The sequence below is a fragment of the Faecalicatena orotica genome, from assembly GCF_003149245.1.
Taxonomy (GTDB): Bacteria; Bacillota; Clostridia; order Lachnospirales; family Lachnospiraceae; genus Faecalicatena_A; species Faecalicatena_A orotica.
This window is the reverse complement of record NZ_QGDL01000007.1, coordinates 18760-30770: the sequence shown is the minus strand read 5'-3', so window position 1 is coordinate 30770 and position 12011 is coordinate 18760. Positions and strand designations below refer to the sequence as shown.

The window sequence follows — 12011 nt, the reverse complement described above, 5'->3', positions numbered from 1 at the left end:
CCCCTCCCTACTCTTTAATACCACCCATTCCAACGCCTCCGATAAGCTGCTTCTGTCCAAGAAGATAGATTAGAATAGTTGGTACCAATACAATAATCAACGCCGCAAATAAGGCACTCCAATCTGTTGCATATTGTTGTACTTCATACAGATTTGCCAGTCCAACCGGAAGCGTTTTCTTCTCTTCGGACTGAATAAGGACAAGTGCCAAAGGATATTCATTCCAATACGCCATTGCTGAAAGCATTCCCACGGTAACAATCCCCGGTTTTGCCATAGGTATAATAATACTGATTAAAATTCTGATTCTGCTGCATCCGTCTATTTGCGCCGCCTCCTCATAAGCAATCGGTATCCCCTTCATAAATCCGACCAAAAGAAAAATAGAAAACGGGAAACGAAAAACGGCATAAACCAGACTCATAGCAGTCAGATTATCCAATAAGTTCATCGTATTTAATTGTAAAAACAGTGGCACCATAATATAGGTGGCCTGTATAAAAATGCAGCACATAAAAAAGTTCAGTATTATTTTGGAGCCTTTGAACTTATACCTTGCCAGAACATAGGAAATCGGTATCACAAACAGTAATGTCAAAGCAGTTGCTGCAATTACCACATACAATGAATTCAAAAAATAAGCTCCCATATTGGCCTTTGTAAATGCTCTGACATAATTATCTATTTCAATCCCTTTCGGGAAATCAAAAGGAGCCGTCAGAAATTCTGTATTACTTTTAAACGAAGACCACAGATTCCACATCATCGGGTATAAAAATAAGAAAGCGAAAAATATAAGGCAAACTCTGCTGATCCATTTCTTTACTACGCATTTCATCATAACTACTCTCCTATTCTCTGTTTGTCAGTCCTCTGGAAATCACCGAAAGACTAATTGAAATAATCAGCGTAAATATTGCAATTGCCATAGCATAGCCAAAATTAGAATTTGTGAATGCCTGCTGATACATGTATTGGAGCAATACCGTTGACGTCCCAGATGGTCCGCCCGCTGTCATTACCTTTGAGAGAATAAAGCTAAGTGCCAGTGTCCCTGATAAAGATAATACATAAGTAATCCCAATAATATTTTTTAGGAGAGGCAGTATAATCTTAACTAATTTCTGAAATTGGCCTGCTCCGTCAATCGTTGCTGCTTCCATTATGTCTGGCGATATCCCGTCTATAGCAGCAATATGCATTACCATATAGTATCCTGTTGACTGCCATACTAACGTTACCCCAATACACCACAGTGCAGTCCTTGAATCGCCCAGCCATGCTAAAGCTAGTTGACCTAAACCAACTTTTGTAAGCATATTGTTGAGAGATCCCATTGTCGGGTTAAAAATAAAAGAAAAAATAATACCAATAACCGTTAAGGAAATGATACTCGGCATAAAATAAATTACCCGGTAAATACCCCTCTCCTTCAACTTTGTCTGTGTTAGTACAAAAGCAAAAATAAGCGCTAAAATGACCGTAATTAATGGTATAACCGCCATGAGCTTTATAGTGTTTTTTAGAGATAATATAAATAAAGAGTCTTGAAACATATATATATAATTCTTCAGGCCTACAAAATCATAAGAACCTCCCATACCCGTGGAATTTGTAAATGACAGTCTGAATGCCTCAATTGTTGGCATAATCATAAATAAAACCATCAGTGCAACAGGGGGTACGACACTGAACGCAATAAAAAATACCGGTATTTTAGTTTTCATTCTTTTTTTGTTCATACACTGCTCCTTCCTTCTTAAAAGAGGCCGTACAAACGGCCTCTTCTTACTCCCCTATTTTAAGCTTCTGATTTCTGCAAATGCCTTTTCAATACTCTGCATCCATTCTTCAACCGTCATACTGCCATCTATAACTTTTGTAAAGCATTTGTGATACAATTCCTGATTCACATCCACATTACATCCCTGTGGCAATGGTGCTGTATAAACAAGCACTGCTTCCGCATCCTCATATGCCTCATACATATTATAGACCTCATCATCTAAGATATCTTTGCAGATTTCTTTCGCGTCCTTCAATGCATATAATGCACTTGCATGCTCGGCCAATGCTTTAACAGAATCATCTGTATATAAAAATCGCAGAAAAGCCTTTGCAGCTTCTGGGTTCTTTGCTTTTGCCGGAATGGAGAACTGCTCACAGCTTGAAGCAATATATTTGCTGTCCCCTTCTTTCATAGAAGGCATTGCAATCATTCCAAATTCAAATCCTTCTTCACGCGGGGCATCTTTCATTTCATTCACCATCCATGCACCAGACGGAATGAAAAGAGCTTTTCCTAACATCATTTCTGTCTGAGATTGTGTGTGATTTAATGCCACAGTACCTTCCAACAGATATCCCTTTTCAACAAGTTCAGGAATCACCTGTAGATATTCAATTGTCTTTGCATTATCCGCATAACCCTCCTCATAATTAGAAAATGCATTGACAGCCTCACTGCCGCCGTTTTGTGCAACTGCCGGGAAAAGAATGTTTCTCATATACTGCGGATGGATTCCCGGATAAGCAAGTAATGCCCTGCCTGTAACTTCCTTGTCGCCCACCATATAAGTATCATTTTGGGCCGTCTCGCCCAATGCCATAAACTGCTCCCAAGTCTCCGGCAGCTCCCATCCCTTCTCTTCAAACAGTGCTTTGTTATAGACTAATCCCATTGCACCACTGTCAAAAGGCGCAAGATAAATTTTCCCGTCATCATAGGGGGATGTCGCTTTGCTGCCTATAATTCCATCCAAAAAGCGGTCTTTCAGCGGCTGTGTATCACCCTCCAGCGTTTCCTCAAAAATATCTGTCAAGTCCAGCAATGCCTTCTCTTTGACAAGTGAATCCATAACACCGCTTGCTTCACCCATATTCAAAGAAATAAAGTCCGGTACGTTTCCTGCTACAATCTGAGGTTTAATGATTTCCCCAATTTTAGGATTAATATTCATGTTTACCTTAATCTCAGGGTACTTTGCTTCAAACATTTTCACAATCTCGTTCCAATAGGCATCCCCCATTCCGCCTTGAAAGACAGCGATATTAAGCTCTCCTGAAACACTGTCCTCCTCCGTACCAGCTTCTGTCTTTACTTGCTTCGTATCCGAATCTGCTGTTTTCTCCTCTTTTCCATTACCACATCCTGCTAAACTGGTAATACATAATGCAGCCGCCAAAATAATTGAAATCTTCTTTCTCATAGGTATCTCTCCTCTACTTATTTTATAAATTTAATTTATCATTTTTCACTTTCGGTTTACATGAAGGATTTTCACTCTTTTTTGTACATTCTTCTTTTTCTTAACTTTTTATGGACAATCTTCATATCTAATCTTAAGTTTGTCTCTACCTTTTTTTTATGAATCATGTATAATATTTTATGAAACCACATTATTTCATAACGTATCTGCTCCGGACATATAACAGATACCTAATACAAAATGTTAGGGTGATATCATTATGACAAAATTTATTTCTCTTATAATAAAGTATACTCGCCGTTTGAACATTAGCACACGTTTAATCGGAAGCTTTTTTCTGATCAGCATATTACCGCTTTTAATCATATCGCTCTATTTTTACTCAGCCTATTCTGATGCCGTAACAGATAAATTGGGACAGGCTAACCTCACAGCCCTGCTGCAAATCAGTAAGACTATTGATGCTACCTTGGAAGATTATCAATATTTAGGTGGAAAACTGAGTATTGATCCAACGATACAGGACTTTCTTTCTAACGATACTGTTCTGTCCGAAAAAAAACAGGAGATTATCAGCCGCCATATGAACAGTCTTATCAGTGATACAATTGTATACCCTCCCTTTATGAAAACCATCAAAATATTGGATAATCACAATACTTTTATTTATGACATGGGATACGATGATATCTCCTTCTCTGCCTATCAGGATATTATGGATAAAACTGACCAGCAAAAACCAGATGCCAGCTGGTCCTATGTCAACACATTTATGGGGCAGAAAATTATCATTCTGGGGCATAGAATTAATAGTACGCAAAACATGAACACACCGCTTGGATATACTTTACTATTTATCAGCGAACAGATTTTTACAAATGACATCCTGTCCGCTGCAGATTTAGGCAATGATTCTACTCTTGTTATATTAAACACAGACGGTACTGTCCTGACCTCGAATCATGAGGCCATTAAAAGAAACGAGCCTTATTATAACAATGAAATTTTGGATGAAATCTTAACCCATAACCCCTCTGATATACGTGATAATTTTTTTACTTATCAGAACAAGGATGCCCCTTATCTCGTGGTCTATACCAAAAACAAGACACTTAATTCCTATATCATCTCTTCTATCCCCTTTTCCTATATCCGGGAAGAAGCATATAAAATTATTCCTACCGTTGTCCTGTTTATTTTATTGATTTTGGGTATCTGTATATTGCTAAGTACACTTTTATACCATACTATAATGCGCCCCATACACAATGCAGTAGATGTATGTAAAGATATCCGTACAGAAAACTTTTCCTCGCGCATTGAGATTGATGCAGACGATGAACTGGCCTTTCTATCCATAAACATCAATCAGATGTTAGATAAAAACCAGCAGCTGCTGTCCTTAATTAAAAAAGACGAAGAGCGGAAAAGAGTCTTAGAAATTCAGATGCTGCAATATCAGATTAACCCTCATTTTTTATTTAATACACTCAGTACCTTGAAGTGGATTGCTGAACTCAATCAAGTACCTGTTTTAGAAGAAATGATAACTTCCTTATCCGAAATCCTAAAGAGTTCTTTAATTAACAATGAGGAATTTGTATGCTTGTCAGAAGAAATACGCATACTAAACTATTATATCCAAATCCAGAAAGTCCGGTACCTAAATAAGTTTGAAGTGCAATATGAACTTCCCCCTGAACTCGATGATTTCAGGATTCCACGTTTTATCCTTCAGCCTTTAGTAGAAAATTCAATCTATCATGGCACTTATAATAACGGTAAAATGATTTTAATTACTGTATCTGCCTTTTGCAGTAATGGCTATATGCTCATCACCGTTTCTGATAACGGAAAAGGCTTTGATTCTGACCGCCCTCGCGAGGATAAGAAAGGCCAGCGGATTTCAATAGGGATTCAAAATGTGCAAGAAAGAATATCAAGAATTTATAAAGCACAAGGGAACTTTCAAATCAAAAGCAAACCTGGGGCAGGAACCTGCTGTACGATTACTTTGCCTGCCACCCAGCCACAGACACTTAAAAATATTGGAGGTAGTTATGTATCAGATACTAATAGTTGATGATGAACCAATGGTTAAGATAGCATTGAAAACGCTCCTAAACTGGGAAGAATTTGGTTTCTCCATCTGTGCCTCTGCGTCTGACGGAAAGGAGGCCCTTTCCCTCGTCAAAAAATTTCAGCCGGACATCATCATTACAGATTTAAAAATGCCGGTTATGGATGGTCTGGAGTTAATAAAAGCGTTAAAAAAACAAAGCTATCCGGGTAAAATTCTCGTACTGAGCAACTATGGAGATTATGAATATGTTCGGCAGGCATTGAAATCAGGTGCCATAGACTATATGTTAAAAATCAGTTTGAATAAAGATGATCTGTTAGAACAGCTAAAAAATTGCGCTGACTTATTATCTCCCATACAAAACACAAGAGAAAGCTCCGTTTATGACCCCTCATTTAACGAGCTTCTTTTGAAAACCTATTTTACGGACACAGATTTCACTTATGAAAAGCTGAGGAACTACCAAATTCAGGAGAACTCCGCCTATTATATTTGCTATATTACACAGCCCTTCCAAAAAAAATTCACAAACAAGAGAGGAGAAATTCTGTCACCTTCAATTATTAAGAACCTTCTTTTGGAAAATTTCAATTATCTGCCTTCTGACAGTTTTATACAAATGAATATCAATAGCTTCATTATCCTATACCCTGAGAAGACAGCCGCGGAAACAGAACTTACCGTCTGGGAACTAGGTCAGCATATATATAGCTGTTTCTCACAATTTTTATCACTTTCCCTCTACATTATTGTAACAAGAACTGCCCTGCATCTTGAAAAGCTTAAGGATATTGGTTTCAAATGCGCTGAAGCATCCCACTCTTGTTTTTATGACAATTTCTCGCCTGTATACATTGATGAACTTTCTCTGCAACACTTTTTTAACTTTATGGATTACCGTTCCTTTGCCTCTGAACTGCTGACGTCCCTCTCAAAGAGTGAGCATGCAGACTCTATCAAGGATTTTGATTTATTCATGGAAAAATGCAAAACCGAAAGAATACATCCTGAGATATTAAAAAGCTATATATACAGAATGTGCAGTTATATGGAGCTTACGCTTTCTGCCTCAAGCTATATAAATTTAACCGAACTCCAGACTTCTATCGAAACTTGTACTGATTTAACCGAATTAAGTCTTGTTTTATATGAATTTTTTACCCAAATACACAGCTTTATCAGAAATGACACTCGCTTTTATAAAAAAGAAGTAGTCGAATGTATTTGCTATATCCAAAATCACTATCATGAAAAGATTACATTAACTGAGCTTTCTGCTTCCATCGGAATCAGTGAAAACTATCTATGTAAAATCTTTAAAGACGACACAGGTACTAGCATTGTACAGTATATTCACTCACTGCGTATGGAGAAAGCCGCTGCCCTTATTTCAGAAAACAATCTTATGCTTTGGGAGATAGCAGAAGCCGTAGGCATTAACGATCAGTTTTACTTTAACCGGCTTTTCAAGAAGATTTATGGAATGACACCATCTCAGTATAAAGAGTTAAAAAAATGTAAAACAAATGATGGACTTAAAACTGTTCCCGATTTTAACAAATTCACCAAAGGTTAAATTTTAGGGTTAATACAACTTTATCTAAGTAAATATAACCCATCTAGCCCTATTTTTCAAAAAAATGAGAATAGGGCTGTTTTTATGTTATGCTAAACTTGAATGTCTAAATCAGCAAAATGAACTAACTTCAATATAATCAAAGCAAAATTATAAGATAACCATTCTATGTCTAAGCGATTACCTGCAAAATACGTATTTTTTTTATATTCCGGATATCTAAAATATTCAACATTTCCACCCTCAATATACTTGCAAAACTTTTCACAAAACACATCCACCCAATCCATGTAACTTTCATTAATATCATATTCTATGAAGAGTAAAGCAGATAACTCCCCTAAATCGTGTGTTATATTTATTTTCCCAGTTTTTTTTAGTAGTAAATATTTAAAGCCAATTTCTATTGCCTGTCTCCCAACATAAATTGTAGCTACTGAATTTGGTAATAAATCTACAAGTTTATCAAATACATTTATATATTCCATCCAATAATTTTTCCATAATGATATTCTATCATCCTTTTTGAAATCCTTTTCTGTTCCATCAAAAGACTCTATACAGTCAACAACATCTTCTATTTTCTCCTTAGATGATATACTTTTTCTTCTTGAATTCTTTGCCAGATTCCTACTATCAATATCATTAAATATCGGTGATTTATCATAATTCACATGCGCTACTGCAAAAGCACCATCAAGCTGTAAATCATCTTTATAACTCAATTCATTCCTCAATGTCTTAAACAAATTCATGTTAAACACCTCCATACAAATAACAATTTATTGCTCTAATATGAAATATGAATCATACTCTGTCCCATCATGCCCTATTAGTTTCTTTTTTGAAAGTATTCAAACAAAACTTTTCAATGCTGAAATACGTTCTATCGCTGATGATATCGCCTTTGTAGCAATTTTATCACAGTGAAAAAGCATATATGTGGGTTCGATTATCAATTTTAGAATTTTAACAATCTCATTTGAAGTTTCATAATCACTCCGAATATCATGTCTAAGTAAGCCACATTTTGTTATATTTCATCACTTGTAAAAAAATAACGCAGATAAATGTTTCCATTACCTACGCCATTTTTTTGATACGCTTTAAAGAATCTACTATATTTTTAAAATCAAGGGCATACTGCTTTCGCAATATGCCCTCATATTCACAACTTCCTTTTCTGTCTTTAAACAAAAGGCAATTTTCTCATTAAGGGGTTGGCTAAAATTAGTTACCCATCTGGGCAGCCACTTCAGCAGCAAAGTCCTCCTGTTTTTTCTCAAGACCTTCTCCTGTCTCGAAACGAACAAACTTCTTAACAGTTACGTTAGCGTTGTTCTCTTTTGCTACTTTCTCTACATACTTAGCAACTGTCAGGTCGCTGTCCTGTACATATGCCTGGTCTAACAGACAAACTTCTTTCAGTTCTTTGTTCAGACGTCCGATGATCATCTTCTCGATGATGTTTTCCGGCTTCTCCGGATTCTCTTTCTTAGCCTGAGCTAACAGAATCTCTTTTTCGTGATCCATGTATTCCTGAGATACTTCTGCACGGGATACATACTTCGGATACATGGCTGCAACCTGCATTGCTACGTTCTTTAAGCATGTTCTGATTTCGTCGTTTACTACATCAGTTTCTGCTTCAACAAGGACACCAATGCGTCCGCCGCCGTGAATGTAAGAAACCACACATCCGTCTGTTACAACTTTTTCAAATCTTCTGATGTTTAAGTTTTCACCGATAACTGCAACTTTTTCTACCAGTGCATCTTTTACAGTCTTAGATGTATCCTCTGCCCATGCTTCAGCCATAAATGCATCCATATCCGCTGCATCTGAGTCTGCTGCCTGATTTACCACTGCTTCTACGAAGCTCTGGAAATCTGCGTTCTTTGCAACGAAGTCTGTCTCTGAGTTTACTTCTACGATTGCTGCCACTTTATCATCTTTAACGACTGTCTTAACGATACCTTCTGCTGCAATTCTTCCTGCTTTCTTCTCAGCTTTAGCCTGTCCGTTCTTTCTCAGGAATTCGATTGCTGCATCCATATCTCCGTTAGTCTCTGTCAGAGCCTTTTTGCAGTCCATCATTCCTGCGCCTGTCATTTCTCTTAATTCTTTTACCATTCCTGCTGTAATTGCCATGATTCATTCCTCCGTTATGATTATTTATGATATTTCTAATCCCTTATTGCAAAAATGCTTCAACCTGTATCCACAGGCTGAAGCATCTTAAGTCCGTAATTACTCTGCTTCTACAGTCTCTTCAGCTACTGCTTCATCTGCAGCTTCTTCATAATATTCTTCGCCTGCTGCTCCCTGATTAGCCTCAATTACTGCATCAGCCATTTTGGAAACGATTAATTTAACAGCTCTGATAGCGTCATCGTTACCCGGGATTACGTAATCCAGTTCTTCCGGATCACAGTTTGTATCACAGATTCCGATCAGCGGGATTCCCAGTGTATGAGCTTCCTGAACACAGATTCTTTCTTTCTTAGGATCAACGATGAAGATTGCATCTGGAACTCTCTTCATTTCTTTGATTCCGCCAAGGTTCTTCTCTAACTTAGCCCATTCTTTTTTCAGTTCGATTACTTCTTTTTTAGGAAGTACGTCGAATGTTCCGTCTTCGGACATTCTTTCAATATCTTTTAAACGCTGTACTCTGCTCTGGATTGTCTTGAAGTTAGTCAGCATACCGCCGAGCCATCTTTCATTAACATAGAACATACCGCAGCGTTCTGCTTCTGCCTTAATTGCATCCTGTGCCTGTTTCTTTGTTCCTACAAACAGGATTGTTCCACCGTTTGCAGCGATATCTGCAACTGCCTGATATGCATCGTCAACCATTCCTACAGACTTCTGTAAGTCGATGATGTAGATACCATTTCTCTCTGTGTAGATGTAAGGAGCCATCTTAGGGTTCCATCTTCTTGTCTGATGTCCAAAATGAACACCTGCTTCTAAAAGTTGTTTCATTGAAATAACGCTCATGTTTCTTTCCTCCGTTTGGTTTTTAACTTCCGTATGCTTTTACTCTTCTTTGAGACCGGACTGTTTAATCAGCACGCTGAAACAGGCTTAGGCACCGTCAAAGATATCCGCATACGTGTTTTTTTGCAACGGTTGTAGTATATCATAGAAAATACTGGAATGCAAGGCTTTTCTGTAGTATATTGTCTGTGTTATGCTAAAGGTGTGAAATATGTCCGGGCATACTGTTTCCGGGCATATTACATATACTGCAGCTCAATAATAATACACCTTATGGAGGTAAGATATGAAATTTACATTTGCTCACAACAATTTAAATGTGTACGACCTGGAAAAGTCATTAAACTTCTACAAAGAAGCTCTCGGTCTGGAAGTTTCAAGCACGAAAGAAGCTGATGACGGCAGCTTCACCCTTGTATACCTAGGAGACGGCACGACACCGCATCTTTTGGAGCTGACATGGCTGCGCGATATGGACCGCCCGTATGAACTTGGTGACAACGAGATTCATCTGGCATTCCGTGTAACTGACTTCGACGCAGCTTTAAAGAAACATAAAGAGATGGGCTGTGTCTGTTTTGAAAATCCTGAAATGGGAATCTACTTCATTGAAGATCCCGATGGATACTGGCTGGAGATTGTTCCTGAAAAATAATGCCATATGCCAGAATCTCTATCTTTTGTCAATAAAAAAGCGGTAAAAAAAGAATCCCACATTGTCTGGGATTCTTTTTATTGCTTTATTCTTACCAGTATCTTACATATGCTGAAGCACGTACTGAGCTGACACAAATTGTTGTTCCCGGCTGCTGTGCTTCAATCATCTGGCCGCCGCCTATGTAAATCGCCACATGTCCGGGTGTCCATGCGATATCTCCCGGCTGCGGATCGCTTACCGGCATTCCACCTGCCAGCTGTGCAGAGTCCACACGTCCAATAGAGATTCCAGCCTGTGCATGGCACCACTGTGTAAGTCCTGAACAGTCAAGTCCGACATATGGTGTTGTTCCGCCCCATACATAAGGAACTCCGATCTGTGACCATGCTGCATTTACAATTGTCTGTGCAGCACTTGTATTACCCGCACTGCCTGAACCACCGCCTGAGTTTTCCGGGGTACTTGGAGCCTCTGGTGTCTGATTAGAAGTACCTCCACCATTGCTTTCTCCGCCTCCGGTGTTGTTATTATCAACAGCTGACTCATTGCCGTTATTGTTAGTGTTCGCGTTATTACTATTATTGTTGCTATTGTTATTATTGGAATTATTCTTTGCCGCAGCTTCCTGAGCAGCTTTCTCTCTTGCAGCCTGCTCCTCTGCTGCTTTTCTTGCTGCTTCCTGAATCTGTGCATCCAGATTGGCAACCTCGGCACTCTTATTCTCAATTGTAGTACTTAATTCAGTCTGCTGGGCTTCATATTCTGTCTGCATGTCCTCAAGCTTGTTCATGTCTTCTTCAAGTGTGTTCTTTAAGTCCTTTACTTCATTGACCGTCTCAACATACTCGTCCAACATCTGTCTGTCATAACTATGTACTTTCTGGGTATATTCAGCCTGGTTAAGCATCTCTGCGATACTGCCTGAGCTTAAGATTCTCTCTACGGCTGTGCCGTCACCCTCTTCATACATATATTTAATACGAAGCTTCATGTCTTCATACTGCTGTGCTTCTTTTTCTTCCGCTTCTTTCAACTGCTTCTCAGCCTTGGTGATCTCTTCACCTTTTGTAATCAACTGATTCTGCAGATCTGTCATCTTGGACATCAGTTCTGACAACTGTGACTGCAGGCTGTTTACTTCACTCTGTACAGCACTCTTCTTTGATTCCAGACTTGATGTATTTGGCGCAGCAAATACAGGCACAGCTACCATAGAACATGTCATTGCTGTTGCCACTAACATATTAAGTACTTTTTTTAATTTCATAAATTCACCCATCCTTAACTTATTTATTATCTATGTCCCCACATATATGTCCTTACTATACAATATTCTTCAGCATTTTTCAACAGGATTTATTGAAAAATAACATAATTTGGGGTTATGTAATTTTCATCTTATGTTCATACAAAATGAATTATAAAGGATAAGTGAAAAAAATGCAATATCTTTTTAACATTTGCGTAATATTTTAGACTTTA

The 12011-nt window shown here is 38.1% G+C and carries 10 protein-coding genes; 3 read left to right on the top strand and 7 right to left on the bottom strand.

The genetic code is table 11. The features are described 5' to 3' along the window. Positions 1-7 precede the first annotated feature (7 nt). From A8806_RS11935 to A8806_RS11925, 3 genes are read right to left on the bottom strand one after another with little or no spacing between them, the layout of a single operon-like run. Entirely contained in the window at positions 8-841 is an 834-nt protein-coding gene (locus tag A8806_RS11935; RefSeq protein WP_242996061.1) for a carbohydrate ABC transporter permease, read from the bottom strand. 10 nt (positions 842-851) lie between these two features. Beyond that, entirely contained in the window at positions 852-1742 is an 891-nt protein-coding gene (locus A8806_RS11930) for a carbohydrate ABC transporter permease (RefSeq protein WP_109731433.1), read from the bottom strand. Positions 1743-1796: 54 nt separating this feature from the next. Further along, a complete protein-coding gene (locus tag A8806_RS11925) occupies positions 1797-3209 on the bottom strand; it encodes a carbohydrate ABC transporter substrate-binding protein (RefSeq protein ID WP_109731432.1) in 1413 nt (470 codons plus the stop codon). Positions 3210-3468: 259 nt separating this feature from the next. Here A8806_RS11925 and A8806_RS11920 point away from each other — a divergent pair, with 259 nt between their 5' ends. Then, positions 3469-5292, top strand: a complete 1824-nt coding sequence (locus A8806_RS11920) for a cache domain-containing sensor histidine kinase (RefSeq protein WP_109731431.1) — start codon at positions 3469-3471, stop codon at positions 5290-5292. Continuing rightward, the gene (locus tag A8806_RS11915) at positions 5270-6868 is read left to right on the top strand and encodes a response regulator transcription factor (protein WP_181368684.1); all 1599 of its coding nucleotides are present in this window, start codon (positions 5270-5272) and stop codon (positions 6866-6868) included. Before A8806_RS11920 ends, A8806_RS11915 begins: the two co-directional genes overlap by 23 nt. 92 nt (positions 6869-6960) lie before the next feature. On the opposite strand, the gene A8806_RS11910 is transcribed toward A8806_RS11915, so the two are convergent. The 3 genes from A8806_RS11910 to rpsB form a co-directional block, all read right to left on the bottom strand. Then, positions 6961-7623, bottom strand: a complete 663-nt coding sequence (locus tag A8806_RS11910) for a HEPN domain-containing protein (protein WP_109731429.1) — start codon at positions 7621-7623, stop codon at positions 6961-6963. A gap of 475 nt (positions 7624-8098) precedes the next feature. Then, positions 8099-9019, bottom strand: coding sequence for a translation elongation factor Ts (gene tsf, locus A8806_RS11900; protein WP_109731428.1), 921 nt, complete (start codon positions 9017-9019; stop codon positions 8099-8101). Positions 9020-9118: 99 nt separating this feature from the next. Continuing rightward, complete coding sequence (rpsB, locus tag A8806_RS11895; RefSeq protein WP_109731427.1) at positions 9119-9871, bottom strand: 30S ribosomal protein S2; 753 nt, start codon at positions 9869-9871, stop codon at positions 9119-9121. Between the two features lie 286 nt (positions 9872-10157). Between rpsB and A8806_RS11890 the strand changes: the two genes are divergently transcribed. After that, positions 10158-10526 (top strand): VOC family protein, encoded by a 369-nt coding sequence (locus tag A8806_RS11890; protein ID WP_109731426.1) that lies wholly within the window; start codon positions 10158-10160, stop codon positions 10524-10526. Positions 10527-10617: 91 nt separating this feature from the next. Here the strand turns inward: A8806_RS11890 and A8806_RS11885 are convergent, their stop codons facing one another. Then, the gene (locus A8806_RS11885) at positions 10618-11796 is read right to left on the bottom strand and encodes a C40 family peptidase (RefSeq protein WP_242996059.1); all 1179 of its coding nucleotides are present in this window, start codon (positions 11794-11796) and stop codon (positions 10618-10620) included. Between the last annotated feature and the right edge of the window lie 215 nt (positions 11797-12011).

Coding starts and splice junctions, on each gene's coding strand:
- A8806_RS11935 (WP_242996061.1), bottom strand. CDS start 841: ATGATGAAATGCGTAGTAAAGAAATGGATCAGCAGAGTTTGCCTTATA.
- A8806_RS11930 (WP_109731433.1), bottom strand. CDS start 1,742: ATGAACAAAAAAAGAATGAAAACTAAAATACCGGTATTTTTTATTGCG.
- A8806_RS11925 (WP_109731432.1), bottom strand. CDS start 3,209: ATGAGAAAGAAGATTTCAATTATTTTGGCGGCTGCATTATGTATTACC.
- A8806_RS11920 (WP_109731431.1), top strand. CDS start 3,469: ATGACAAAATTTATTTCTCTTATAATAAAGTATACTCGCCGTTTGAAC.
- A8806_RS11915 (WP_181368684.1), top strand. CDS start 5,270: ATGTATCAGATACTAATAGTTGATGATGAACCAATGGTTAAGATAGCA.
- A8806_RS11910 (WP_109731429.1), bottom strand. CDS start 7,623: ATGAATTTGTTTAAGACATTGAGGAATGAATTGAGTTATAAAGATGAT.
- tsf (WP_109731428.1), bottom strand. CDS start 9,019: ATGGCAATTACAGCAGGAATGGTAAAAGAATTAAGAGAAATGACAGGC.
- rpsB (WP_109731427.1), bottom strand. CDS start 9,871: ATGAGCGTTATTTCAATGAAACAACTTTTAGAAGCAGGTGTTCATTTT.
- A8806_RS11890 (WP_109731426.1), top strand. CDS start 10,158: ATGAAATTTACATTTGCTCACAACAATTTAAATGTGTACGACCTGGAA.
- A8806_RS11885 (WP_242996059.1), bottom strand. CDS start 11,796: ATGAAATTAAAAAAAGTACTTAATATGTTAGTGGCAACAGCAATGACA.